Origin of the sequence: Vibrio chanodichtyis, assembly GCF_028863985.1 — a bacterium.
GTDB lineage: Bacteria > Pseudomonadota > Gammaproteobacteria > Enterobacterales > Vibrionaceae > Vibrio > Vibrio chanodichtyis.
This window is the reverse complement of record NZ_JARBFT010000002.1, coordinates 237,338-262,791: the sequence shown is the minus strand read 5'-3', so window position 1 is coordinate 262,791 and position 25,454 is coordinate 237,338. Positions and strand designations below refer to the sequence as shown.

Here is a 25,454-nt window from a genome sequence, read left to right as displayed (position 1 = left end):
TGAATTGCTGAGTCCGTTCAGATGCGGATAAGTATTAAAACGCATCAAGCCGCTAGGGACATATAAGGGACGCGGATTATTCCTTAAACGCATAAAAAAAGCCAGAAAAAATTGAATTTCATCACAAAATTTTCTTAGCAAAGGAAAAATGGCGTCTGATTAACCGAAAAAACCATAAAAGCTGCGAAACTGCTGATATTTTCAGCGTGCAAATCGGCTGCAAATCCCATCCAATCTCACGTTTTCGGTAGTAATCCACCTCTTCAATGATTATAGTTGTGCCCAACTTAAACGGTTAGATAAATAAAATGTTCCAAGACAATCCGCTCCTCGCGCAGCTTAAACAGCAAATCCAAGAAACCCTGCCTAAAAAAGAAGGCACCATCAAAGCCAGCGACAAAGGTTTTGGCTTCCTCGAAGTGGATAGTAAGACTAGCTACTTTGTTCCACCTCCATATATGAAGAAGTGCCTGCATGGTGACAAAGTAATGGCGTTCATCCGTACCGAGAATGAACGTGAAGTCGCCGAGCCTGCAGAGTTGGTCGAACAATCGCTGACGCGCTTCATTGGCCGCGTAAAACTGTTTAAAGGCAAACTGAATGTTGCGCCGGATCATCCACAACTCAAAAAGATGGCACTCAAGGCGAAAGCCAAAAAAGGCCTTAACGGAACAGATCTGCAAGAAGGTGATTGGGTGGTGGCGCAGCTCATCCACCATCCCCTGAAGGGTGATAATGGTTTCTTCGCCGAAATTACGCATAAAATCACCGATGCGGATGATAAAATTGCACCTTGGTGGGTTACGCTGGCGGAAAATGATCTGCCCAATAGCGAACCGGCCGGAATTGACGACTGGCAACTAAAAGATGACGCTGATTTGGTGCGTGAGGATCTGACTGACCTGCCATTTGTCACCATCGATGGTCAATCGACCAAAGATATGGACGATGCGCTGTACGCGCAGCAGTTGCCTAACGGTGATTTTGCGTTAACCATCGCGATTGCCGATCCAACCGCTTATATCACGCCAGAAGATGAGATGGACAAAGTCGCCCGCGAGCGTGGCTTTACCATCTACTTGCCAGGGCGCAACATTCCGATGCTGCCACGTGATCTGGCCGATGAGCTTTGCTCGTTAATGGAAAACCAAGTTCGCCCTGCGCTGTGCTGCTCGGTAACCATCAGTAAAGATGGCGTAATTGGCGATGACATTCGCTTCTTTGCCGCCAACATCAAATCCCATGCACGCTTGGTGTATGACCATGTTTCTGACTGGTTGGAGGCTGGCCACTCTGAGCAATGGCAACCGAGTACCGAGATTGCCCAAGTAGTCCGCGATCTTTACGCCTTTTCACAAGCACGTGCGAATTGGCGCGAAACCCACGCCGTGGTGTTCCCTGATCGCCCAGATTATCGCTTCGAACTGAGCGCAGACAACGATGTGGTGGCCATTCATGCCGATATGCGCCGCACGGCAAACCGCTTGGTGGAAGAGTCGATGATCACCGCCAATATTTGTGCAGGTCAAACCCTGCAAGCAACTTTTGGCTTTGGCGTATTCAATACTCACGCTGGTTTCAAAGCTGAAAAATTGGCCGATGTAGTTGAATTAATGGCCGCGCACGGTGCACCGGATGCCGATGTGGAAACACTGACCAGTGTCGCTGGCTTTGCTGCTCTGCGCCGTTGGCTAGCGACCCAACAGACCAGCTATCTCGATAACCGGATCCGTAAGAGCCAAAGCTATAGCGAAATTGGCAACCAGCCACTGCCGCATTTTGCGATGGGGCTTGATGTCTACGCGACTTGGACATCTCCAATCCGTAAGTATGGCGATATGATCAACCACCGTTTACTCAAAGCACACATTTTGGGTAAAGCTCCAGTACAAACGCCAGATGAAACCGTGGGTGAAGAGCTTGCGCTGCATCGTAAACACCACAAAATTGCAGAGCGTAATGTCGCCGATTGGCTCTATGCGCGCACACTGGCGGATGAACCGGCCAAAGAGACTCGCTTCCAAGCCGAAATCTTTGATATCAACCGTGCGGGCATGCGAGTGCGTTTACTGGAAAACGGCGCAATGACCTTTATTCCGGGTGCGCTGATCTTGGCCAATAAAGAGCGTCTCGAATGTAACGGTGAAACCGGCACGGTACTGATTGATAAACAAGTGGTGTATCAATTGGGCGATGTATTGGAAATTGTGCTGACAGAAGTGAATCAGGAAAACCGCAGCTTAGTTGGTAAACCCACCCAAGTGTTTGCGGATGTCGCTGTTGAAGTTGCCTCTCCAGTTGTCGAGCAGAGTGAGCCACAAGCGTAAGGGCAGGCTGACCACTCCCCCAGTGATCACAAGGCATTCTTCGGAATGCCTTTCTTTTATCTCGCGTTATCTCGCGCTTCCTTTTTTATCTCACATTGTGTTTTATCTCACAGAATGTGCTTACTGCGCGATTAGCCCCAGAAATAGCTTTTCGGATCTTTTTCCACTTCACGGATCATCGCGGTCAAATCATGGCTGCGCGCTAAAAAAGGATAAGGGATCCAAGGCTCATCGCCTACAGCGGCATCCGAATCATAAGCATAGAGCTCCCACTGGTTTGACTCTGGTTGCCAAATAATTTTCGCGACCAAGCTTTGATAATCACACTGGGTTGAATCTAACTTGTAGTGGCACCAAATAAACTGCACACCATGATCAATCACCTCAAAGCTCGCTTTCCCAAGCTCAGCCGGCAGGCTTTGATTGCGATAGTTGCACAGTAGCTCAGCGCGGCGCTCAAGCTGTTTTTGCTGCAGATGAACAATCATTTTAACCTCACCACTCAATCAAGGTTGCTCGTATGGCTAACGGTACACCACCATTCTATGCTTGCAAGATGATTTAACAGTAACCATTTTCGATCAATTCCAACGTGATATCGCTAACTCTACGCATAAATTCACATTTTTGTCATACGCTTCAGGTAAGCTGGTTAAGATATTTTTTTGATAATACGGGAGCAACTCTATGTTTAAAATGGCACTTGCCGCCGTTTGCGCAGTTTTCTTTTCTATCAGCACGATGACATTTTCTGTGCAAGCAAGTGAAATTAACGTTTCAGGTTCCACTTCCGTGGCCAGAATCATGGATATACTGGCAGAAGAGTACAACAAGGCGCATCCTGCAACTTATGTTGCCGTACAAGGCGTCGGTTCAACGGCAGGCATCTCACTATTACAAAAAGGGGTGGCGGACATTGCAATGACCTCACGTTACCTGACCGAAAGTGAGGCGCAAAATGATCTGCACAGTTTTACGCTGGCGTTTGATGGTTTAGCCATTGTGGTTAACCAAACCAATCCAATCACCAATTTAAGCCGCGAGCAGCTTTACGGCATCTACAAGGGCCAAATCACTAACTGGAAACAAGTCGGTGGTCATGATCAGAAGATTGCCTTGGTCACTCGGGAGGCATCTTCCGGCTCGCGCTACAGCTTTGAAAGCTTGATGGGATTGACCAAAACAGTCAATAATCGCCAAGTGTCTGACGTTACTCCAACCGCTTTAGTGGTGAATAGCAACAGCATGGTGAAAACCTTAGTCAACCACAATACCCAAGCGATTGGCTTTATCTCGATTGGTTCGGTCGATAAATCGATTAAGGCCATCCAGTTTGAAAAAACCGAACCCAGCGCAGATAACATCGCTAAACACAGCTACCAACTCTCACGCCCTTTCTTGATTTTGCACTACCCAGAGAAAGCAAGTGAGCAGACCAAGCAATTCATTGCCTTTTTACAATCTGAACCAACCAAAAAATTGATTGTGGAATATGGCTATATTATGCCAAGCAATGAAGAGTAACTTGCCGCATTAAGAATGTGCTCGGAGCGAAAAAGACTAAGGAGAGCTTGTGCTCTCCTTAGTTGAATTTGATTTGTTGTCGTTTGTGATCGTTAGCCACTAAAAATGCAGTTGGATCACTGAAACCACCACACAGCCAGGGCGGCGCACACCTTCAATTTCAACCTTAATTTCACGTTCAATCTCAAGACCTTTTTTGATCGGCGTGACTTTTGATAACGTACTCACCGCCCGCACGCGGTTGCCCGCTTTAACTGGGTATGGGAAACGCACGGAATTAAGGCCAATGTTGACCACCATTTTGGCACTCGGGAATAGCGAATTCTCTTCATCAACACTGTCGGTCAATTTCGGCAATAACGCTAGCGTCAAAAAGCCATGCGCGATGGTCGTTTTAAAGGGAGATTCCACTGCAGCACGCTCAGGATTGGTATGGATCCACTGCATATCTTCGGTGACAGCACCAAACTGATTAATGCGCGATTGATCGACCAGCAACCATTCACCCGTGTGGATCACTTCACCCACTTGATGTTGTAGCTGATCATACACTTGTTGTGCTTGAGGATTGAGCACAATCGGCTCTGGGATGGGAGTCTCTTCATTGGCTGGCAAATGCAAATCTTTCACCCAAGCAAATAGCGGGCGACGATGGGTTTTGCTCAAAATATCATCCCAGTATTCACGTACTGAAGGTGACATCCACTGTTTAAACTCAGTGTGCTTAACCAAATGTTCAGCTCGATGCTTTAGCAGATCAGCGACTCTCATCACAACCTCATTCTTAACCAAGAAGAAATATAAACGTCCTAATTTTGAAGTACTTCACAGTAAGCTGCAATGACTTTCGGGCGTACAGGCGTATTCCGTAAGCAACAAAATCAATATAAAACAGCACCTTATCAATAAAACATTATTTTATTAGCATGGTGCTGATTAGAGTAATCACACCTCTAATACTAGCGCTCAATCTAAAATTTGTTGACGATTCGATCACGATGTTGGTACATCCATCGCTATCGGAAAAATCCGATCGCGCATCATCAACAGCAATTTAATTTCGCAAAATCATTTAAATTAAATATCAATGAGTTAAGTGAAAATTTTCAGGATGAGTGTTTGATTCCACAAATTTGGCAATCACTGGCTTTTTGGGCTTAATTTGGTTAAATTTGCGCTTGATCACATTTCGGCAAACCACTTGGAAAAGTGGGACGCAAAGCCACCGGTCTGTGGCGTTCAAGCCGCTCGTTCAAACACAGGCTTGATCGCTATGATAGCGGGGTTGCCAGCACAGTCTCACTGCGTTGTCGGCTTGCGTTGCTGAATAAACAAAAAAATAACGCCTGACTATCGATCAGGCACAATATGTCAGCCAACAAAAAAGAGTTTGTGATGAAAAAGCAACCTATAATGACCGCTATTGCTTTAGCATTATCGGCAATCAGTGGTATCGCCTATGGCCATGGTTATGTGTCAGCAGTGGAAAACGGCGTCGCGGAAGGACGTGTCGCATTGTGTAAATATGCCGCCAATGACAGCGGTGAGAAAAACACCAACTGCGGCGCAATTCAATATGAGCCACAAAGTGTTGAAGGACCGGAAGGTTTCCCAGTCTCCGGACCACGTGATGGCAAAATTGCCAGCGCAGAAAGCGCACTGGCCGCTGCACTTGATGAGCAAACTGCGGATCGTTGGGTAAAACGCCCAATTCAAGCGGGCCCACAAAACTTTGAGTGGACGTTTACCGCCAACCACGTCACCAAAGATTGGAAATACTACATCACCAAACCGGATTGGAACGCCAACCAAGCCCTATCACGTGATTCTTTTGATCTAAACCCATTTTGTGTGATTGAAGGCAATATGGTGCAACCGCCGAAATTGGTTAGCCATGAGTGTATTGTGCCTGAGCGCGAAGGCTACCATGTGATCCTTGCGGTGTGGGATGTGGGTGATACGGCGGCGGCGTTTTACAACGTCATCGATGTCAAATTTGCTGGCGATAGCCCAGTGATCCCAGATTGGCAACAAGGTGGGCAGATCATCCCAACCATGGACCTGAGTATTGGTGATACCGTATTTACTCGTGTATTTGATGCTGCCGGTGAAAACCCAGCTTACCGCACTGAGCTTAAAATCGATTCGCAAACGCTGACCCAAGCCAACCAGTGGTCTTATGCTTTAGCCAGTAAAATCAACCAAACCCAAACTCAGCTACGAGCTGGCCAGCTCAATGGTGATCAGTTTGTGCCAGTATACGGCACTAACCCAATCTATCTAAAAGATTCGAGTGGCTTACAACGGGTTGAAATCGGTTATCACATCGAAGCACCACAGCCAGAATATTCGCTCACCGTATCCGGTTTAGCTGCCAACTACCAGATTGGTGAACAACCGGTGCAACTGGATCTGACGCTTGAAGCGCAAGGTGACATGACCGCAGAACTGACGGTGTATAACCATCATCAGACACCATTAGCAAGCTGGAGCCAAGCCATTAACGATGGTGAAGTAAAATCAGTGCAATTGACACTCAGCGAAGCCAAAGCTGGCCACCATATGCTGGTGTCTCGCAGCAAAGATCGCGATGGCAACTTGCAATATCAACAAACCCTAGATTTCATGCTGGTCGAGCCACAAACGCCACCTAGCGAAGGGGATTATGACTTTGTCTTCCCTCACGGTTTAGATCAATACGTTGATGGCAGCAAAGTGCTGGCTGAAGATGGCGCCATTTACCAATGTAAGCCATGGCCATACTCAGGTTACTGCCAACAGTGGACTACCAATGCGACTCAGTACCAACCAGGTACGGGTAGTCATTGGGAAATGGCGTGGGACAAACTGTAATCCCGCTCTAAAACACAAAATCCCCCAGCCAAGGCCGGGGGATTTTTTATGCCAAGCGGCAAGTGCCACAATTGGCGTTCAGCCAACAGTTACTCGCCACTCAATCCTGACGGAGTGTTACTCTTCTTCTATCTCACACTCAGTACAACTTTGCAGGGCAATGTCGTGCTCAAACACAATACTCTCGTCACCATCTGCCAGTAGTTCAGCAATTTCATCGGCAACTTCTTGCTCATCTTCCGCATCCACCTGATCCACCAGCTCTTGTTCTGAATAACCAAAGAAATTCAGTAACAAGTAATCCCGCGCTTGCGATTCACTGCAAGTCACGTTTACGGCTAAATCCGGCTCAAGGTTGTCTTGGGCAATCAACTCTGCAACCTGAGCTAAGACTTCCTCTTTCATCGCGGCAGTTAACCAACCAAGATCGGTACTGACTTTGGTGTTTTTACAGTTAAAACAAGGCAGCTGTTCAAAGTAATAGTGAAAATCAGTCATAGATCATTTCTTCTTTAACGTGTTGAGTGATCCGATTATGCGCGATTTTTGGCAAAATACTATCTCAATCCGCCTTAAGTGTCGCAGCCAGCAGTGCTGTAACACAAAATCCCTCAGCCAGGGCTGAGGGATTTGTTCTGCTTTACCATACGAAATGGCACGAACCCAACTTAGCCATGTTGATTTTGTTTATAACGATCGAAGATCACCGCCGCGAGTAAGATGATGCCGCGTACCACATATTGTGAGAAAGGTGACATATTCAGCAGGTTCATCGCATTTTCGACCGTACCCAAAATCAGCACCCCAGCAATCACATAGGAGACTTTACCAATCCCACCTTTCAGTGAAACGCCACCCAAGACACAAGCCGAAATCACCACCAGTTCAAGACCAACCGAAGTCATTGGCTGACCACTGGTCATGCGTGCCGCCAAAATGACTCCAGCCAATGCCGAGATAAATCCCGACACCGTAAAGATGATCATCTTGGTTTTCACCACATTAACTCCAGCCAACCGTGCCGCCTCCTCGTTGCCACCAATTGCTAACGTATTGCGCCCATAGACGGTGCGATTGAGCAAAAAAGCGAACACAGCAAAAGTGATCATGGTTAACCAAATCGGGGTCGGAATACCGAAAATTGATGAATTACCTAAGGCAAAAAAGTTCTCTTCGGTGATCCCGACCGCTTTACCATCAGAGATGATATAGCCCAAACCACGCGCAATTTGCATCGTGGCTAGCGTCGTGATCAAAGCGTTGATTTGTAGTTTGGCAATCACAAAACCGTTGAGTAGCCCAAATGCCACTCCAGACAGTAGACCAGCACCAATCCCAAGCACCACACTACTGGTGGCATTGATCGCCACCGCAGTCACCACGCCAGAGCAAGCAACAATTGACGCCACCGATAAATCCAAATCACCACACGCAAGGCAAAACAACATCGCACATGCCACCATGCCACTCATCGAAATGGCGAGCCCTAACCCTTTCATGTTGATAAAGGTCGCAAAGTAAGGCACGAAAAATGCGCACAACAAAAACAGTCCGGCAAACACCATCAGCATTCCGAAGCGATCCCAAATACCGGCAAAACTCAAGGTACGTTTCTCATCTTGCGGTGTGAGTATTTTTGTAGAACTCGTTATAGACATAATGATACTCCTTAATGTTAAGCGGCTGCCGCATCGTCCTGATCAAGCATGGCCAGACGAAGTGCGGTTTGTTCGTTAAACTGCTGACGAGTTAATTCGCCAGCCACTGCACCTTCTTTCATCACCAAGATCCGATCAGAAATACCCAACACTTCTGGTAAATCACTGGAAACAACCAGCACCGTTACCCCATTTTCTGCCAGCTTAAAAATCAGTTCATAAATTTCGGATTTCGCTCCAACATCGATCCCGCGCGTCGGCTCATCGAGTAAAATCACACTCATCGCGGTTGATAACCAGCGTCCCAGAATCACTTTTTGCTGATTACCACCAGACAACTTGCCTACCGGTTGATCTAAAGATGCAGCTTTAATATTTAACGCCTCTTTTTGCTTAGTCGCGTTAGAGGTTTCCCAAGCAAAATCGATCAAACTACTCAGTTTTAAGTGCCATGGTCGAGCACTGATATTGGTGTTTTCTTGCAGCGACATAATCGGCACGATGCCATCAGCTTTGCGGTCTTCGGAACACAGCGTGATCCCTAGACGAATCGCATCGCGCGGACTTTTCACGCTGACTTTGACATCGTGTAGATAAAGATCGCCGGCGGTTTTTCTATCCGCACCAAAGATCAGGCGGGTCAACTCGGTACGACCCGCACCGACTAGGCCAAATAGTCCAAGGATTTCCCCTTGCTGAATATCTAAAGATACTGGGGCACTTAAGCCTGGGCCTTCAACGTTGGCTAAACGCAAACCACTTTCGCCTAACTTACGTGGTCGGTAGTTGTAAATATCATTAATTTCACGCCCAACCATTAAAGCCACTAAACGATCATGGGTCAGCTCTGACATCGCATAGAATGACTGCACATGTTGGCCATCTTTGAAAATAGTGATCGCATCGCACAGCTCGAAAATTTCTTCCATACGGTGTGAAACATATAAAATGATTTTGCCATCATCACGCAGTTCACGGATCACTTTGAACAGGTTTTGGATTTCACGTTGTGACAAGCTACTGGTCGGCTCATCAAAGGCAATAATTTGTGCATTGCGGCTGAGTGCTTTGGCAATTTCCACCATTTGCCATTGACCGATCGACAACGCTTTCAATGGACAAGCAGGATCGAAAGTTTCACCTAAACGCTGCAGTTGAACTCGTGCATTGCGGTTAAGGGTTTCGGTATCGACTCGGCCACCTTTGGTCGGCAATTGCCCAAGGTAAATGTTCTCCGCCACGGTCAGTTCAGGAACTAAGTTGAGCTCTTGATAAATAATCGCGATGCCGTGCTCAAGCGCATCATTGGTTGAATTGAGCACAACGGGTTGCCCATCAATCGCGATTTGACCTTCGGTCGGCTGATGCAAACCGCTTAACGTTTTCAGTAAGGTTGATTTGCCAGCTCCATTTTCCCCCATTAAAGCGTGAATACTGCCGGCATCCGCGCGAAAACTGACATTGTGCAGAGCCTTCACACCCGGAAAATGTTTAGAGATATTTCGAAATTCAAGATAAGACGGGGACGTTGCCATAACATACTCTCCGTAAATGAGTGGATGACGGCCAGTGTGACCGTCATCGCCAATCGGCTTATAGCCCTTTTTTCGCTAGTTCAGCTTTGAAGTTGTCACGGGTGATCAGTACCACATCGGTCACTTCCACAAACTTCTCGGGTTCAAGATCCTCTTTCACCCATTTGTAGAGCGATTCAATACTTTTATAGCCATGCACATCTGGGCTAGGCAGTAATGAGCCATAGAAACCGGTCGGTTGCGACTTGGCCAGTTCATTCACCGCATCGACTCCATTGATGCCAACGCCAATCACGTTATTGGCATTAAAGCCTTGGCCTTCAGTGGCACGCACTCCACCGAGAACGGTGTTATCGTTCATGCCGACGATCAACCATTGCTTCACATTTGGGTATTGCACCAGTAGTGAGTTGGCCGCATCCAGTGCTCCTGGAATATCATTGGTTTTGGTCGGTACGCGGTAGATTTGGCTTTCAGGGAAACCCGCTTGTTTCAGCGCCGCGATAGAGCCGCTGACTCGGCGACGTGCGGTATCCAACTCATCGGCGGTGATCGCCATCACAGCCGTGGTTGAGACATCCCAATTACGCTTTTGCATTTCCTGGTACAGCTCAAGCCCTTGGCGCTCACCAATCGCGGTAGCGGCCATCATCACCAATGGCACCTCGGTCATCGGCTCGCCTTGTGCGTTGAGGAACTGATCATCCACTGTGACCACTTTGAGATCATAACTTTTGGCTTTAGCCATGATCGCAGGACCTAACTTGGGATCTGGCGTACAAATGACAAATCCTTTCGCGCCTTGCGCGGCTAATGTATCAATCGCATTGAGGGTTTTCTCGCCATCCGGTACCGCCATTTTTATCACTTGAAAGCCCAAATCCTTACCGGCTTTTTCCGCAAATGACCATTCAGTTTGAAACCACGGCTCTTCAGGTTGCTTAACGAGGTAACCTAGTCTCGTATCATCATTGGAACCAAAAAATGCATTGGCTGAGGCACTGAGTACGGTAACGCCAGATAGAGCAGCGATTGTGAGTAGTTTTTTTAGTTTCATTGTTATCCATCCACTGGTAGAGGTGAGTGTTCGCTATTCATAGTTGTAGATTTAACAAGATTTATTAGTGACCCTAATCACAGTCAAAAAATGTAGCGTTTTTATCCATTAACTTAGCCATAGAGGATATGACTCAGCTCGCATTCATATCGATCGCGACTTATTAATGCCAATAAAATAAGCAAATTTAGCCACAAAATCGCAAACTCGGTTAATTTATCCCCGCAATCACAAACTGTCAGCCACAACACAAAAAACTCTCCATGACGTTTTTATCCATAAATTTAGCAAACTGATTTATGGGATAAGCGCCATGCTACCGCTATAACTTGAACAAAATTTGGTTTGCTGAGCAAAAGTGGAGCAGTTATGGATACAAACAAAACCCCTCAACCGCATGTGATTGGTTTGGATTTCGGATCCGATTCGGTACGGGCACTGATTGTTAATGCACAAACAGGTGGCGAAGTCTCTGCCGCTGTGGCCTATTATCCGCGCTGGATGCAAGGGCTATATTGCCAGCCAGCACAATCACAATTTAGGCACCATCCGCTCGATTATTTGGAAGCGATGACCAGCGCGATGCAACAAGTGCTGGCGACGGTACCGGCCACCATCCGCGCGGCTATCGTCGGCATTGGCGTGGATACGACCGGTTCAACCCCCGCACCGATCGATGAAAACGGTACGATTTTGGCGTTACGGCCCGAGTTTGCCGACAACCCAAATGCGATGTTCGTGCTGTGGAAAGATCACACCTCGGTAGCGAAAGCCGAACGGATCAATCAACTCGCCCACTCTGGCCAATTTACCGATTACACCCGCTACATCGGCGGGGTTTACTCTTCGGAATGGCTATGGGCCAAAGCCGCTTGGGTGAGCGAACAAGATCCACTCGTAGCCCAACACGCCTACAGTTGGGTGGAGCTGTGTGACTGGATCCCAGCAATTTTGTCAGCAACCGAACATCCGCACACTTTGCGCCGTGGTATTTGTGCCGCCGGACATAAAGCCATGTGGCATCAAAGTTGGGGAGGCCTACCCGACCAAGCGTTTCTCAGTGCCATTTCGCCAACGCTTGATGGCATACGCGAGCGTATGTTCAGCGAAGTGTTCACCGCTGACCAAGCCGCGGGCTACCTGTCTCAGTCATGGGCTGAACAACTCGGCTTAACCGTTGGCATTACCATTGCGATTGGTGAGTTTGACTGCCATATGGGTGCGGTGGGAGCTGGCGCTGGCGCGCATGATTTGGTCAAAGTTATCGGCACATCGACCTGTGATATTTTGATGGTTGAGGCAGAGCAAGTCGGCGATCGCACCATTCATGGTATTTGTGGCCAAGTGCAAGGCAGTGCAATGCCAGATCTGCTGGCACTCGAAGCGGGCCAATCGGCATTTGGCGATCTGTACGCTTGGTTCAAAAATCTGCTGATGTGGCCACTACACGCTTACGCCGAACAGCACCCCGATTTTGCCCCGACGGCCAAACAAATTAGCGCGCAATTAATTCCACTGCTAACCGAGGCAGCCCAGCAGCAAGCTATCGACCACAACACTCCAGCGGCCATCGACTGGCTCAATGGCCGCCGCACCCCTCACGCCAATCAACGTTTAAAAGGCGCGCTGTGTGATTTAAATCTAGGCAGCACTGCGCCCGCTCTTTTTGCAGCCTTAGTTGAAGCGACGGCCCACGGCGCTAAAGCGATTGTCGATGGTTTTATTGAGCAAGAGGTCAATGTTGAGCGGGTGATTGCGATTGGTGGCATTGCCCAAAAATCACCGTATGTCATGCAAATGTGCGCTGATGTGATTGGCCGCGAAATCATTGTGGTGGAATCGGATCAGTGCTGTGCTCTCGGCGCAGCGATTTTTGCCGCGGTTGCCGCTGGCGTGTACCCGACCACCACAGCGGCACAACAAGTGATGGCCAGTCCGATACGTCACAGCTACTTACCTCAGCCCGATCAACAAACCCTGCGCGCCGACCGTTACGCGACTTATCGTCAGTTCGGTCAGCATATTGAGCAGATGGCGAACTTTCACCAAGCACAGGAGCGTTAAGATGTCTGACTCCATCGCACGCCAACTCAGCACACCACTTGCGCAACGACTCGAGCATCTGCGCCATCAGGTGTGGCAAGCCAATCTGGATCTGCAGCGCCACAACTTAGTCACCTTTACTTGGGGCAATGCCTCCGGCATCGATCGTGAATCCGGTTTAGTAGTGATCAAACCGAGCGGCGTCGAATACGGCGCTCTCAGTGCACAAAACATGGTGGTGGTGGATCTGCAAGGAAAAATCATCGGCGGCGATCTGCAGCCTTCCTCGGATACCGCGACTCACTTAGCGCTCTATCGCCAGTTCCCAACCATTGGTGGCATTGTACACACCCATTCACCACAAGCGACGGCTTGGGCACAAGCAGGGCGAGCAATTCCAGCTCTCGGCACCACTCACGCGGATTATTTCTACGGTCAGATTGCCTGTACACGGGCATTGAGCGATGCCGAAATTGCCCATGATTACGAGCTCAATACTGGCAAAGTGATCATTGAAACCATCGCAAACGGCGATGTGATGGCCTGCCCTGGTATTTTAGTCAAAGAGCACGCGCCCTTCACTTGGGGCCAAGATCCCGACCAAGCGGTACACAACGCGGTGGTGGTGGAAGTGGTCGCGGCAATGGCTCTACACACTCTACAAATCAACCCACAAGTCAGCGCAATTAACCCAGCGCTACTCGACAAACATTACTTACGTAAACACGGCGCTAACGCCTACTACGGTCAAACCAAGCAATAAGGAAAGATGATGAAGATTTTTAATCAAAAACAAGTCTGGTTTGTAACAGGCTCACAACACCTGTACGGACCGAAAGTATTAGACAGTGTCGCGCATAACAGTGCCGCGATTATCGCTGGATTAAATGCCGCGCCCGGCATCTCAGTTGCCATCACCAACCAAGGCACGGTAAAAACCCCAGACGAAATTCTCGCGGTTTGCCGCGCGGCCAACAATGATCCGGACTGTATTGGCTTAATGCTGTGGATGCACACCTTCTCGCCCGCCAAAATGTGGATTGCCGGACTCTCCCAACTGAATAAGCCGTTCTTACATCTGCACACTCAATTCAATGCCGCACTGCCGTGGGATGAAATCGACATGGATTTCATGAATTTGAACCAAAGCGCCCATGGTTGTCGCGAGTTTGGTTTCATCGGCACTCGCTTAAACATTGAACGCAAAGTGGTGGTCGGACATTGGCAAGATCAACACGTACATAGCGAAATTGATGATTGGTGCCGTGCAGCCATCGGGGTCAATGCAGGTCAGCAACTGAAAGTGGCCCGTTTTGGTGACAACATGCGCCAAGTGGCGGTCACCGAAGGCAATAAAGTGTCGGCGCAAATCCAGTTTGGCTATGAAGTCAATGCGTACGGGCTCGGTGAATTAAGTGAAGTGGTAAACGCTGTGACCGATTCAGAGGTGAATCATCTGCTCGATGAATACGCCTCAAGCTACCAAATGGCCGACTCACTGCTCAGTGACGCGAGCTTAAAACGCTTGATAGTCCAAGAAGCGCGTTTAGAGCTGGGGATGGAGGCATTCTTAAACTCGGTTGGCGCCAATGCATTCACCAACACCTTTGAAAACCTAACTGGGCTGACCAATTTACCCGGGCTCGCGACCCAACGTTTGATGAGCAAAGGCTTTGGTTACGGTGGCGAAGGTGACTGGAAAACGGCCGCCTTGACTCACATTATGAAGGTTATGGGGCACGGCAAAGCGGGTGGCACTTCGTTTATGGAAGATTACACCTACAATTTCGGTGGTAAAGGGCAGGTTTTAGGGGCGCATATGTTAGAAGTTTGCCCGTCTATCGCCGCAGCACAACCGAAATTAGAAATTCACCGCCACACGATCGGCTGCCGCTGTGATATTCCGCGTTTGATTTTTAGTGGTCAGGCGGGCGCGGCCCTCAATGTGTCAATCATTGATTTGGGTGAGCGATTTAGAATGGTGGTCAACTTAGTAGACACCGTAACGCCACCGCAGTCACTGCCCCATTTGCCAGTTGCACATGCCTTGTGGGAGCCACAGCCCAATCTTAACCTCGCCGCGGCCGCGTGGATCCACGCAGGAGGCGCGCATCATGCGGTATACAGCCAAGCGGTCAGCCTCGCAACCCTAACCGACTACGCGGAAATCCTTGGCCTAGAAATGGTGGTGATTGATAATCACACCAATCTGCGTCAATTCAAGCAAGAATTACGCAATAACGGCGTATACTACCGGCGTTAATCCACCCGAACAGGTGCTCCCGTAGGGGAGCACTCTGGAGTTAATTTGTGAATGATACCGATCTCGCTGCCGCGCCTTGGTTACGGTTAAATAAGGCCGAGTGGACCCTCAAACTCTCGACCTCCCATTCGGCTAATTTTGAGCTGCAATGGAATGGTGAAACTCGCTATGTCGGCGAGATGGCCGTGATGAATAACGGACAGCCAATTGCCATGCACTGCGCCAACTGGCGCTTTCGCCACAAGTTGGATCGATTAGAGCAATGGTGTCAGATTGATCATGCAGAAACCTTGTCGATTAACATCAACTACCACTTTGTCAATGATGCGCTGGTGATTGAATATTTGGCTCGTAATGCGGTACCGACTCGTTTAGATATCCGCCACACCATTCAACCTCTACCACAATCCAGCGATGCAGCGCCCGCCGCTTGCTCCCTCTCAGCGTCAGCATGGCAGCACCACAGAAATGGGCTACCCAGTGAATTTCTCGCCAAAACTCAAAAAACCGATTTGTTCAGAGAAGCATTTTCAGCTAAACAGTGGATTATTCTGGATAAACTGTGAGCAATCGCGGTGACAGCGAATCCGCAGCAGAATACACTGCGTTAAAAATCGATAAAGATGATGCATGCAAAACAGCGACCCATTAAAGCCCGGATATAATTTCGATGCTCACCTTGTGGCAGGATTAACGCCGATTATTGAAGGGGATGAGCTGGATTTTGCCATCGACCGTCCTAATGGTATGAAAGGTTTCATCATCAATTTCACCAGCCAAGGTGAGGGGACTATTTTCCAAGGCGAACACGCTTTTGATGTCAAAACCGGCGATTTATTGCTGTTTCCCCCCAGTGCGACCCACTTTTATCAGCGTAAAGCAGACAGTGCCTCTTGGTTTCATCGTTGGGTCTATTTTCGGCCTCGGGCTTTTTGGCATGATTGGCTACACTGGCATGATCAGGCCAACGGGGTCTATTTAACCCAAGGCTTAGACAGCAGCACCATTGCGCAAATAGAGCATCTGTTTATTGATATTGAATATGTGGCTAAATCCGATCTGCCTTACCGTAATGATTTGGCGATTAATCTGCTCGAACAACTGCTGATCCGCTGCAAAAGCATTCAACCGGATGTGGTCAGTAAAGCGCTTGATCCGCGGGTGATTGAAGCGATGAATTACATGACCCAAAATTTGAAACTCAACTTTAGCCTCGAAGATATTGCCGCAGCCACTTGCTTATCCGCTTCGCGCTTAGGCCATTTATTTCGTGCCGAAGTCGGCATGACCATCACCGAATGGCGCGATGATCAACGCATCAGTCGCGCCAAACAGTTGCTCGTCACTTCCAACTATTCGGTTAACCATATCGGTAGAATTGTCGGTTATAGCGATCCACTCTATTTCTCGCGGGTGTTTAAACGTAAATCAGGCGTGAGCCCTAAACGCTATCGCACGCAGATCAGCTAAGTATGCGAGATGCACATAACATCAAGCCATCCCGCGCCAAATAGCTTGGGATGGCTTGTCACTTTAGCGATACGCTCACCGATACACCGGCAATCGATTACAGTCGCTCTTCGGTAGCGGCACAGAAAATCGAAACATTGTGCAGATTCATATGCAGTTGCAATGCATCGCCATTATTCAGTTTTAAATTAGCATCTAATTTTGCTCTTAACGCCTGACCATGCATATCAAACTCAGCCAAAGTTTCAGAACCGGTCATTTCAAAAGCACTGACTGGCAGTGTCAATTCAAAATGGCTGTTGAGCGGGGATTGAGTCACATGCTCAGGACGGATACCAAATAACACTTTGCGGTCGTTTACTGGCTTAGTGGTAAATTGATAATCCTTCACTGGGATCCAAACATTATCCACTAGCACTCCCCACTGATTGCCTTCTTGATATAAAAAACCTTTCAGTAAGTTAATTTGTGGTGAGCCGACAAATTTAGCCACAAACACATTGGCAGGCTGATTATAGATTTCATAAGGGGTGCCAATTTGCTGAGGAATGCCTTTGTTCAGCAACACAATTTTAGTCGCTAAAGTCATCGCCTCAATCTGATCATGAGTCACATAAATAATTGTCGAATCGAGCGATGTATGCAGTTTTTTCAACTCTAAGCGCATCTCGCCGCGCAGCTTAGCATCCAAGTTAGAGAGCGGCTCATCAAACAAAAAGACTTTCGGCTGTCTCATCAAAGCGCGGCCAATCGCCACCCGTTGACGCTGGCCACCAGACAATTGAGCAGGAGTGCGATCCAATAAGTGACCAATTTGCAGCATATCCGCCACTTCTTGCACTCGCTTGGCAATCTGATCTGCTGGTTTCTTATTGATTTTCATACCAAAACCAATATTTTCACCCACCGTCATGTGCGGAAATAATGCATAAGATTGGAACACCATTGCGATATCGCGATCTTTCGGATCCGCGAGAGTGACATCCTTACCACCAATCACCACTTGACCCGATGTGACATCTTCTAGACCGGCAATTAAACGCAGCAATGTCGATTTACCACATCCCGATGGGCCGAGTAACACGGTAAAGCCACCCGCTTCCATTTCCAAATCGATGTCATTTAGGATGACGGTTTTTCCAAAAGTTTTGTTGAGTTGTTTTACTTCTACAGCGTGCATAATGTCATCCTCGTGTTATCGTGCCGTTGCTTGAACGACTTGACCAGTCTGCTCTACATCGGTAATTCGTTTAATCATTTCTAGGCAAGCGCGTCCATTATGGTATGGGCATTTCCAAGGCTCGACTTTGGCCGTGTTGCGATAAGGCTGCCCGCAGCGATTCACTTTCCAATACCATTCACCATTGAGATGATCTTTTAACTGGTGTTGAATAATCGTCCAGCAGCCAAGGGCATTGGCTAACTGCTGTGGGCGGCGATCTTTTTGATAAGCGTTAAAAAAACCGACCATAGCTTCGGCCTGAACCCACCAAATTCGATCGCAATCAAGCAGATGCCCTTCACGTAATTCGTTGAATACCGCGCCATCGCGATCTATCCCTTGCTGAGCGGTGATTTGCGCCATTGCACTACTTTGCGCGACAATTTTGGCCGCCAATTGTGCATCCGAAAGCTGTTGCGCCGCGGCATCCATCAACCATGTGCCCTCAATATCATGCCCATAGGAGATATCCTGTGACACACAGCGCCAGTCACGAGTAAAAAATAGCCCGTAATGCAACGTATCATTGACCACTTTCTCGGCCATAATTTGACTCAGCGCAGCCAGTTGTGACGCGACCCGAGGATCTTGGCTGGCTTGATGCAATAGTGTGTAAGCTTCTAAGACATGTAGATGAGTATTCATTGATTTTTCAGCCAATACCCCTTCTGCGGTATCACACACCAATTGATTTTCAATCGGATCCCATGTGCGATCAAACGCTTCTCGATAGCCGCCAAAGGTCGCATCAAACGCATGCGACTCAATCAATTCAAATAACGACATCGCCACCGCCAGCGCCTGTGGATCGCCACTCGCCAAATAAAATTCACTCAGTGCATAAATCGCAAAGCCTTGGTTGTAGATATGCTTTTGCGAATCCACAACGTTACCATTTTTGTCTAACAACCAGAAAACACCGCCATGCTGCTGATCGAGCGCTTTCTCAATAATAAATTGATAGCAATGCTGAGCGGCTTGCAAATAGCGATCATCACCCAAAATTCGGTAGGCGGCAGAAAAAGTCCACAAAATTCTCGAATGCAATAACACCGCTTTATTATGTTGTGGGTCAATCTTACCGACAAAATCTGCATAGCAATAAAAACCACCCTGTTGGTTATCTTGTAAGCCTAACCAAAACTCCAAAATATTTTTTGCTTCATCATTTAGTTGTTGTTTAAATTGGGTTAACTCTAACATAATTTTTTCTCTTAAAATTTTAGGCGTTGAATTCAAACGCTCAATAGCGCTTTAATTCATCACGCTTAAGCCATAATAAACCAACCGCTGTCAATAACGATGGTGATAAGCCATAAAATAATCCAAAAATTGGCATAAACATCGTTAGTAATAAACAAACCACCAGCACACCCAATGAAGAAAATAATGCCATTTTGTCTTGCTTTAGCAATGATAATGCTTGCCATATACGCTGAGAGATATTATTGGCATGATAACAACCTTGCATAATTAAAACACAATAGCTCACCAGCAATACCAAACACGCCACGGGTAAAAAACTCAACGCCAATATTACCCAAGTATGTTCAGCATGAATAACCACCCACTGCACATACCACAGTCCACAGCCAGTCGGTAACAGTAACAGCCACCCAAGTTGATTACTGGGCATGAACTCTTGTCTATATTGCTGCCACATTTGTTTGATCGTCACCTTGACGGCACCATTGAGATAACGACGCAGCATGACGCAGACCATCACCGTCGCAGGAAAAACACCGAATAACACGCCCCCCAGCAGACTAAAGCCAATCCAAGCCAGATTTAGCCACGCTAAACGAGTAAGCCAATGACACAGAATAATTAATGGGGAGCAAGAGTTCATTGTGCTTAGCCTTTTACTGCACCATTAGTGACACCAGCATAAATCTGTTTTTGCAAGGTGAGGAAAATCACAATCGATGGTACTAAAATAATCACAATCCCAGCAGAAATGGTGGTCCATTCCGTACCAAATACGGAAGTGAATTTATACAAAGCTGTCGAGACCGTCACCTGAGAAGCTTCCGGTAAATACAGCAATGGGAAATAGAAGTCATTATAAATAAAGATGGTGCGTAAAATAATGATCGTGGCTATCGCTGGTTTTAACAATGGCAAAATGATTTTACGGTAGATAAGGAAATACGAAGCCCCTTCCATTTTAGCCGCTTCATCAAGCTCAACCGGAATGCCTTTCATAAATTGTAAAAAGACATAAATCATCACCACATCTGCGCCAATATACAATAATACCACTGCCGCTTTATGGTTAATCAACCCTAAGCTTTTAATCACTTCAAAGGTAGCCACTTGCGTGGTCACCGCTGGGATGACCATTGCAACCACATAGGCTAATAAAACCAGTTTTTTACCTCGAAAATCAAAGCGCGATAATACATAGGCAACCTGAGTGCCAAATACGATAGTAAAAAATAATGAAATCATCAAAATAGTGCCGGTGTTAAAAAACGCCAAGCCTAAATTGCCATCGGTAAAAACTTTGACATAGTTACTAAAATTAGCAAATGTCTCAGGGAAACCTACTTTGCTGGTATTGTAATATTCATCTAAAGTTTTAAATGAAGCCATCAGTACCGAATACGGTGGAACTAATACCGCGAGTGAAGCTAAAGCTAAGGTTAAATATTTAAATGTTAGCCAAAACACCTGGCTTGGATTGGATAACGTCTTCTTCAAACGCGCTTTTCTCATCGCCCGTTCCGAACGCTCTACCTTGGCGATAAGTCGCTGCTCTTCATAGCTGATGGCGGTTGATGGTTGCGACATATTATTTTCCTTCCTTAAACAGCACTTTTTGTAGAATCATAAATAGGACAACAATCATCAGCAGCAATACAGCCATCGCCGATGCGAGACCAAAATCATTAAAGTTAAAGGCGGTTTCCAATGTTGCCATCACGAACGTTTTGGTGCCATTGGCGCCTTTAGTGATGATCATTGGGATTTCAAATACCGACAGTGAGCCAACAAAAGCCAGTAGCACCTGCAAACCAATCACTAATTTAATCGAAGGTAAGGTGATAAAACGAAACTGTTGTAATTCACTCGCCCCTTCAATGCGGGCGGCTTCATATTGATCTTGCGGAATGGATTGCAGTACACCAAAAAATAAAATCAGGTTGAAGCCTAAATAACGCCATATGGATGCCGCAACCAATGCCCAGTTGACAACATTGCGATCCATCAACCACGGTTTGATCCACTCCTCTAATCCTATCAAGATCAAAAAGCTATCTAGCGCGCCATCCACTTGGTAAAAAATTTGAAACACCATAGAGGCGGCAACAGCATTTAATACAAATGGAATAAATAACAACGTCTTAAAGAGATTTCGCCCCGCCAATTTCGAGTTGACTAACACCGCAAACCACAGCGAGAGGGTTAGCTGAATCACTGCACCAGCAAAGTAATACAAGGTAACCAACAGCGGTTGTAGCTGATCTGGCTCGTGCCAAAGGTAAGTGTAATTTTCTAAGCCAATAAAGTTTTTTACCGGTGCATAACCATCCCAGTCGGTCACACTCATATAAAACAGCTGACTGGCCGGGTAGTAAGAAAAAGTAAACAGTAAGGTCAACGGTATCGCTAAAAATGCCACGATAATTAACCTTTGCTGCTGTTTTAGCGTCAAGTCAAACATGTAAGCTCCCCAAAAATATCCTGCATGCAATCGCTAAAAACTCGATAGTGGCAGGATCAAATCATCTCATTTCGCACAAATCTTAACGTTACGATTATGGTGTGACAATGGCTCGCTTTGGTCATATAAATTTAATGTGAAATCGATCAACAAAGATAAGGTCTAGTCGCAAACCTTTGTGATCTAGATAGAGATATGTCCTAGATGTTAAATGTGATCTATCTCTTGTTTTTACCGAACAAGCAAAAATCGAAACGTTACGAATGAACAGGCTGACAATACTAGATGCATATTTAAATAGAGAAGATCACAACCATCAGTGACAAGATTAGCGCATCATAAACAGCTCTTCGTGAAATTGGTGCACCAGATCAACACGGTAGTCTTTTAGCGCTTTTTTCAAATAACGTGAAAATAGGACCGGTCCACAGAAATAAAATTGATAGTCACTTAAATCTCCACAACAGCGCGCAATATCAGCCACCGACAAATGGGGTGTAACACTTGAATCAATAATGGTTAAGCAAACACCGGCAAGCTCGGCTTGCTCACTCAGTTGGGCGCACAACTCTGGCGTTACCTGATTGCAACAGAAAAATAGATAGATGGGATATTGGCTTTTTTCAATCCGTAAACCATCCAGAACAGCCATAAATGGAGTAATCCCAATCCCGGCTCCAATCCAAATTTGCGCTTGATCAACCGAAAAGTCGAACTTGCCATAGGGCCCTTCTACTTCTACAACTTCACTAGGTTGCAACCGTTGATGTAGGCCCGTGGTAAAATCTCCCAACTCTTTGATCAGAAAACGCAATTGTGAACCGTGATTGGCGCAAGCGATCGTAAATGGATGAGGCTCTTCTCCAGTAAATTTCAAGTAAACAAATTGCCCCACCTTATGCCCTTGCCAAGGTTTATCTAAGCCAATAGTTAAATCCAACGTTTTACTTTTCGAACTGTAATCAAAAGTTTGAATATGGGCTAGATAACGAGACTGCCGCCCAACGAAACCAAACAAACTATATAATGCAGCCCATATCCCGACCAAAATAACCAGCAGTGTTAACCAATAAATCGGCGTACCCCAATAGGCTTTTTTCAGCAGTATTAAACTATGGAAAGCAATCAATAAGTAGATCGCCGCCATCATCCGGTGAGTAATACGAAACCATTTGTATTTAATGGCCGACCAAAGAGAAATAACCATAAGCCCAAGTAAGGCATACAATCCCCATTCACCGCTTTCCATCGCCCAGGGTCTAGCCTGATTAAGCCATAAAGAAAAACCCTCCAAGCTCGCTTGAGAGCCCATACTATTTCTGCGTTCTGGTTGGCTTATCCATTCAAGTGCGACAAGCCATTTGGGGAGTTGGTAGGCCATCCAATGGAAAATGCCAAGCAATAGTGAGGTGATCCCTAACCATTTATGCATTCGATAACCTTTATCGATACCTTGTGTCCATTGCTCTATCAGTGGCAAACGCAAGGCTAGCAGCATGGCCAATGACATCAGCATGATTGCTAAGATGCCGGATAATTGAACAAAACCCGAGCGCCATTGAAATAGATTGGTTGACTGTAACCAATGAGGGTCAGCTTGCAGCCATAGTAAGATAACGATACCGATGCTTGCCCAAAGTACGACTTTCATCCGTCTCATAACCAAATTCCATTCTATTAGTAAGGTTATTTAACCGTAACAGATCCAACGTAAAGCACCGTTGTAGGAAGGTAAAGTTGAGTAAAGGGCAAACCCTCTTGGAGAACGGATTATTTTGGCTGTGTGCTGGTGCGAGGTTTTAGCTGAAAGCCCAAATTACTCACCAGTTCAAATGGCTCACCATTGATGGCCTGTAGCAATTGATTGGCTGCATGTAAGCCCATGTGCTCGTAGTCATATTCTGCGCAGCTCAAGCTGGGAAACGCATGTTCCGCCATAGTGGAACCTTCCAAACAAATTAGTGCGATATCAGTGGGGACTTTAAGTACACGACGATGACACTCAAATAATGCGCCAATCGCAATCTCTTCATGGCTACAGACTAAGGCATCGAGTGATGAATCTCTTAGCAGCAGTTTCGATACCCCTTCTACCCCCAATTGCGCGGACGGCGCTTGCGGTGTGGTGAGAAAATGATCAGGGGCCAAGTAGCTTTCAATCATGGCCGTCTGCCAACCGTGCAGTTTTTTTTGCAGCGTGGAATGATTGCCCCGTGCGCCAATAAATCCAATGTTTTTAAAGCCTTGTTCAATCAGGTGCCGCGTACACATTCGGCCGACCTCAAAATAATCTACTCCGATATTCATATAGCGAGAGGCACGGTTTAATTCTGCGATTTCAAGCACAGGTGTATTAGCCAAGTGCAGTAATTGGTGGGTGCGTTCACTATGGTGACTACCGAAAAGCACCACACCGGCAGGGCGATCTTCTAAAAATGTGCTCAGCAGTTGTTGTTCTTGCTCCACCGAGTAGCCACTGTAACCCAGTAGTAGCTGATAACCGGCTTGATTAAGCTGCTGCTGAAAACTCGGTAAAAAATTAGCACAGGATTTTTCTAGCAAGGATGGCAAGATCAAAGCGATGGAGCGACTGGCGGCAGAAGCCAAGGCTCCCGCGGCTTTGTTAGGAATATAACCAAGTTCATCAACCACTTGTTGAATTTTTTCTCTGAGCTTATCCGAGACCAGTTGCGGCGTTCTCAACGCCCGCGAAACCGTCATCGTGCCCACCCCAGCCTGTTTAGCGACATCCGCTAGAGTCACATTTCCGGTATTTCTTCTTTTGCGCGTTTCACTCATTTCGATTTTAACTATTGGTTTTGATTTGAGACTGCCGCCACTGACAACAACCTAGCAATGGCCTCGAGTGTAACTCATCGTCATCCAAAGCGACCATGTGAAAATCCTTGAATAAACCGAAATGATAGCGCTATCACAAATAATGGTAGCGCTATCAGTAGTGACGTTCATTTGTGATCACCATCGGTTTTTCTTCACCGCATCATCGCTAGAGTAGCGCCATCAATAACGACTTATTGGAAAACTGAATGTTACGTGAGCTAATTACCCGTGAGGTGATTCGTATCTACCCAAGCGCGAGTGACTGGCGAGATGCGGTGCAAAAATCGTGTCAGGCGCTGATCGATAATGGTGCTGTAGAGCCACGCTATGTGGATGCTATTTTTCGTAGCCACCAAGAGATTGGTCCTTACTACGTGGTTGGTCCAGGCATGGCAATGCCCCACGCCAGACCGGAAGATGGGGTCAATCGTCTCTCTTTAGCGATTACCGTGATCCAACAAGGTGTTAATTTCAATTCTGATGGAAATGATCCCGTAAAAATGCTGGTCACCCTTGCCGCTACGGACAGCGAAAGCCATGTCGGGGCGATTGCCAAACTGGCAGAACTGTTTATGAATGAAGAACATGTCGCACAAATTTGTGATGCGCAAAGCGTGGACGATGTGCTAGCAGTCATCCAAAACTATTAATCCGCTTTATCCCCAAGCGGAACTCAACAAAATAAAAGGTACTGAATGATGAAAATTATGGTGGTTTGCGGAAATGGTTTGGGCACCAGCCTAATGATGGAAATGAGCATCAAAGCGATCGTAAAAGATCTGCAGGTTGATGCGCAGGTCGACCATATCGATCTTGGCAGTGCGAAAGGGACTCAATGCGATATTTTTGTTGGTACTAACGATATTACCGATCAATTAATCGCACTTGGGGTAACCCCGAAAATTGTCAGCCTTGCCAATATGGTGGATAAAGTTGCAATGAAAGAGCGTTTGTCAGTAGCACTGCAAGAGTTAGGCGCACTATAAGGAGGCGT

At 46.9% G+C, this 25,454-nt stretch carries 23 protein-coding genes and 1 riboswitch; of the genes, 10 read left to right on the top strand and 13 right to left on the bottom strand.

What is annotated here, in order from left to right; all coding sequences use genetic code 11:
* Window positions 1-308 precede the first annotated feature (308 nt).
* A complete protein-coding gene (rnb, locus tag PUN32_RS03220; protein WP_274721732.1) occupies window positions 309-2,327 on the top strand; it encodes an exoribonuclease II in 2,019 nt (672 codons plus the stop codon).
* A 131-nt stretch (window positions 2,328-2,458) separates the two neighbouring features.
* On the opposite strand, the gene PUN32_RS03215 is transcribed toward rnb, so the two are convergent.
* Window positions 2,459-2,815 (bottom strand): DUF3024 domain-containing protein, encoded by a 357-nt coding sequence (locus PUN32_RS03215; protein ID WP_166015289.1) that lies wholly within the window; start codon window positions 2,813-2,815, stop codon window positions 2,459-2,461.
* A gap of 199 nt (window positions 2,816-3,014) precedes the next feature.
* Here PUN32_RS03215 and PUN32_RS03210 point away from each other — a divergent pair, with 199 nt between their 5' ends.
* Window positions 3,015-3,851, top strand: a complete 837-nt coding sequence (locus PUN32_RS03210; protein WP_274721731.1) for a phosphate ABC transporter substrate-binding protein PstS family protein — start codon at window positions 3,015-3,017, stop codon at window positions 3,849-3,851.
* A 99-nt stretch (window positions 3,852-3,950) separates the two neighbouring features.
* Here PUN32_RS03210 and PUN32_RS03205 read toward each other — a convergent pair whose 3' ends face one another.
* The gene (locus PUN32_RS03205) at window positions 3,951-4,622 is read right to left on the bottom strand and encodes a MaoC family dehydratase (protein ID WP_274721730.1); all 672 of its coding nucleotides are present in this window, start codon (window positions 4,620-4,622) and stop codon (window positions 3,951-3,953) included.
* A gap of 410 nt (window positions 4,623-5,032) precedes the next feature.
* Window positions 5,033-5,144, top strand: a riboswitch (cyclic di-GMP riboswitch).
* Window positions 5,145-5,246: 102 nt separating this feature from the next.
* Here PUN32_RS03205 and gbpA point away from each other — a divergent pair.
* Window positions 5,247-6,704 (top strand): N-acetylglucosamine-binding protein GbpA, encoded by a 1,458-nt coding sequence (gbpA, locus tag PUN32_RS03200; protein WP_274721729.1) that lies wholly within the window; start codon window positions 5,247-5,249, stop codon window positions 6,702-6,704.
* 117 nt (window positions 6,705-6,821) lie between these two features.
* Here the strand turns inward: gbpA and PUN32_RS03195 are convergent, their stop codons facing one another.
* The 4 genes from PUN32_RS03195 to PUN32_RS03180 form a co-directional block, all read right to left on the bottom strand.
* Complete coding sequence (locus PUN32_RS03195) at window positions 6,822-7,202, bottom strand: hypothetical protein (RefSeq protein WP_274721728.1); 381 nt, start codon at window positions 7,200-7,202, stop codon at window positions 6,822-6,824.
* Window positions 7,203-7,372: 170 nt separating this feature from the next.
* Entirely contained in the window at window positions 7,373-8,362 is a 990-nt protein-coding gene (gene araH, locus PUN32_RS03190) for an L-arabinose ABC transporter permease AraH (protein ID WP_274721727.1), read from the bottom strand.
* 17 nt (window positions 8,363-8,379) lie between these two features.
* Window positions 8,380-9,897, bottom strand: a complete 1,518-nt coding sequence (gene araG / locus PUN32_RS03185; protein ID WP_274721726.1) for an L-arabinose ABC transporter ATP-binding protein AraG — start codon at window positions 9,895-9,897, stop codon at window positions 8,380-8,382.
* A 58-nt stretch (window positions 9,898-9,955) separates the two neighbouring features.
* Complete coding sequence (locus tag PUN32_RS03180; RefSeq protein WP_166015282.1) at window positions 9,956-10,954, bottom strand: arabinose ABC transporter substrate-binding protein; 999 nt, start codon at window positions 10,952-10,954, stop codon at window positions 9,956-9,958.
* 369 nt (window positions 10,955-11,323) lie between these two features.
* Here PUN32_RS03180 and PUN32_RS03175 point away from each other — a divergent pair, with 369 nt between their 5' ends.
* From PUN32_RS03175 to araC, 5 genes are all read left to right on the top strand, one after another.
* Window positions 11,324-13,018, top strand: a complete 1,695-nt coding sequence (locus PUN32_RS03175; protein ID WP_274721725.1) for a ribulokinase — start codon at window positions 11,324-11,326, stop codon at window positions 13,016-13,018.
* A gap of 1 nt (window position 13,019) precedes the next feature.
* The gene (locus tag PUN32_RS03170; RefSeq protein ID WP_274721724.1) at window positions 13,020-13,760 is read left to right on the top strand and encodes an L-ribulose-5-phosphate 4-epimerase; all 741 of its coding nucleotides are present in this window, start codon (window positions 13,020-13,022) and stop codon (window positions 13,758-13,760) included.
* Between the two features lie 9 nt (window positions 13,761-13,769).
* Window positions 13,770-15,260, top strand: a complete 1,491-nt coding sequence (gene araA / locus PUN32_RS03165) for an L-arabinose isomerase (RefSeq protein WP_274721723.1) — start codon at window positions 13,770-13,772, stop codon at window positions 15,258-15,260.
* 47 nt (window positions 15,261-15,307) lie between these two features.
* Entirely contained in the window at window positions 15,308-15,826 is a 519-nt protein-coding gene (locus PUN32_RS03160; protein ID WP_274721722.1) for a hypothetical protein, read from the top strand.
* Window positions 15,827-15,890: 64 nt separating this feature from the next.
* Window positions 15,891-16,730, top strand: a complete 840-nt coding sequence (araC, locus tag PUN32_RS03155; protein ID WP_274721721.1) for an arabinose operon transcriptional regulator AraC — start codon at window positions 15,891-15,893, stop codon at window positions 16,728-16,730.
* Between the two features lie 97 nt (window positions 16,731-16,827).
* Here araC and PUN32_RS03150 read toward each other — a convergent pair whose 3' ends face one another.
* The 7 genes from PUN32_RS03150 to PUN32_RS03120 all read right to left on the bottom strand — a co-directional run bounded on the left by PUN32_RS03150 (window position 16,828) and on the right by PUN32_RS03120 (window position 24,418).
* Complete coding sequence (locus PUN32_RS03150; protein ID WP_274721720.1) at window positions 16,828-17,910, bottom strand: ABC transporter ATP-binding protein; 1,083 nt, start codon at window positions 17,908-17,910, stop codon at window positions 16,828-16,830.
* 15 nt (window positions 17,911-17,925) lie between these two features.
* Window positions 17,926-19,155, bottom strand: a complete 1,230-nt coding sequence (locus PUN32_RS03145; RefSeq protein WP_274721719.1) for an AGE family epimerase/isomerase — start codon at window positions 19,153-19,155, stop codon at window positions 17,926-17,928.
* A gap of 40 nt (window positions 19,156-19,195) precedes the next feature.
* Window positions 19,196-19,801 (bottom strand): DUF624 domain-containing protein, encoded by a 606-nt coding sequence (locus PUN32_RS03140; RefSeq protein ID WP_274721718.1) that lies wholly within the window; start codon window positions 19,799-19,801, stop codon window positions 19,196-19,198.
* Window positions 19,802-19,806: 5 nt separating this feature from the next.
* On the bottom strand, window positions 19,807-20,745 hold the full coding sequence (locus tag PUN32_RS03135) for a carbohydrate ABC transporter permease (protein WP_274721717.1): 939 nt from the start codon (window positions 20,743-20,745) through the stop codon (window positions 19,807-19,809).
* 1 nt (window position 20,746) lies between these two features.
* Window positions 20,747-21,619: a carbohydrate ABC transporter permease gene (locus tag PUN32_RS03130; RefSeq protein WP_166015272.1), complete on the bottom strand. Its 873-nt coding sequence runs from the start codon at window positions 21,617-21,619 to the stop codon at window positions 20,747-20,749.
* 328 nt (window positions 21,620-21,947) lie between these two features.
* Window positions 21,948-23,279 (bottom strand): ferredoxin reductase family protein, encoded by a 1,332-nt coding sequence (locus tag PUN32_RS03125; RefSeq protein WP_274721716.1) that lies wholly within the window; start codon window positions 23,277-23,279, stop codon window positions 21,948-21,950.
* A gap of 110 nt (window positions 23,280-23,389) precedes the next feature.
* Entirely contained in the window at window positions 23,390-24,418 is a 1,029-nt protein-coding gene (locus tag PUN32_RS03120; protein ID WP_274721715.1) for a LacI family DNA-binding transcriptional regulator, read from the bottom strand.
* 248 nt (window positions 24,419-24,666) lie between these two features.
* Between PUN32_RS03120 and PUN32_RS03115 the strand changes: the two genes are divergently transcribed.
* Together PUN32_RS03115 and PUN32_RS03110 are read left to right on the top strand one after the other, a co-directional pair.
* The gene (locus tag PUN32_RS03115) at window positions 24,667-25,110 is read left to right on the top strand and encodes a PTS sugar transporter subunit IIA (protein WP_274721714.1); all 444 of its coding nucleotides are present in this window, start codon (window positions 24,667-24,669) and stop codon (window positions 25,108-25,110) included.
* 48 nt (window positions 25,111-25,158) lie between these two features.
* Window positions 25,159-25,446 carry a PTS sugar transporter subunit IIB gene (locus PUN32_RS03110; protein ID WP_274721824.1) on the top strand — a complete coding sequence of 96 codons (288 nt, stop codon included), beginning with the start codon at window positions 25,159-25,161 and terminating at the stop codon, window positions 25,444-25,446.
* The last annotated feature ends 8 nt before the right edge of the window (window positions 25,447-25,454 follow it).

Coding starts and splice junctions, on each gene's coding strand:
- PUN32_RS03195 (WP_274721728.1), bottom strand. CDS start 7,202: ATGACTGATTTTCACTATTACTTTGAACAGCTGCCTTGTTTTAACTGT.
- araG (WP_274721726.1), bottom strand. CDS start 9,897: ATGGCAACGTCCCCGTCTTATCTTGAATTTCGAAATATCTCTAAACAT.
- PUN32_RS03150 (WP_274721720.1), bottom strand. CDS start 17,910: ATGCACGCTGTAGAAGTAAAACAACTCAACAAAACTTTTGGAAAAACC.
- PUN32_RS03115 (WP_274721714.1), top strand. CDS start 24,667: ATGTTACGTGAGCTAATTACCCGTGAGGTGATTCGTATCTACCCAAGC.
- PUN32_RS03130 (WP_166015272.1), bottom strand. CDS start 21,619: ATGTTTGACTTGACGCTAAAACAGCAGCAAAGGTTAATTATCGTGGCA.
- araC (WP_274721721.1), top strand. CDS start 15,891: ATGCAAAACAGCGACCCATTAAAGCCCGGATATAATTTCGATGCTCAC.
- PUN32_RS03180 (WP_166015282.1), bottom strand. CDS start 10,954: ATGAAACTAAAAAAACTACTCACAATCGCTGCTCTATCTGGCGTTACC.
- araH (WP_274721727.1), bottom strand. CDS start 8,362: ATGTCTATAACGAGTTCTACAAAAATACTCACACCGCAAGATGAGAAA.
- PUN32_RS03140 (WP_274721718.1), bottom strand. CDS start 19,801: ATGAACTCTTGCTCCCCATTAATTATTCTGTGTCATTGGCTTACTCGT.
- PUN32_RS03110 (WP_274721824.1), top strand. CDS start 25,159: ATGAAAATTATGGTGGTTTGCGGAAATGGTTTGGGCACCAGCCTAATG.
- gbpA (WP_274721729.1), top strand. CDS start 5,247: ATGAAAAAGCAACCTATAATGACCGCTATTGCTTTAGCATTATCGGCA.
- PUN32_RS03205 (WP_274721730.1), bottom strand. CDS start 4,622: ATGAGAGTCGCTGATCTGCTAAAGCATCGAGCTGAACATTTGGTTAAG.
- PUN32_RS03175 (WP_274721725.1), top strand. CDS start 11,324: ATGGATACAAACAAAACCCCTCAACCGCATGTGATTGGTTTGGATTTC.
- PUN32_RS03125 (WP_274721716.1), bottom strand. CDS start 23,279: ATGAGACGGATGAAAGTCGTACTTTGGGCAAGCATCGGTATCGTTATC.
- PUN32_RS03120 (WP_274721715.1), bottom strand. CDS start 24,418: ATGAGTGAAACGCGCAAAAGAAGAAATACCGGAAATGTGACTCTAGCG.
- PUN32_RS03215 (WP_166015289.1), bottom strand. CDS start 2,815: ATGATTGTTCATCTGCAGCAAAAACAGCTTGAGCGCCGCGCTGAGCTA.
- PUN32_RS03135 (WP_274721717.1), bottom strand. CDS start 20,745: ATGTCGCAACCATCAACCGCCATCAGCTATGAAGAGCAGCGACTTATC.
- PUN32_RS03210 (WP_274721731.1), top strand. CDS start 3,015: ATGTTTAAAATGGCACTTGCCGCCGTTTGCGCAGTTTTCTTTTCTATC.
- rnb (WP_274721732.1), top strand. CDS start 309: ATGTTCCAAGACAATCCGCTCCTCGCGCAGCTTAAACAGCAAATCCAA.
- PUN32_RS03145 (WP_274721719.1), bottom strand. CDS start 19,155: ATGTTAGAGTTAACCCAATTTAAACAACAACTAAATGATGAAGCAAAA.
- araA (WP_274721723.1), top strand. CDS start 13,770: ATGAAGATTTTTAATCAAAAACAAGTCTGGTTTGTAACAGGCTCACAA.
- PUN32_RS03170 (WP_274721724.1), top strand. CDS start 13,020: ATGTCTGACTCCATCGCACGCCAACTCAGCACACCACTTGCGCAACGA.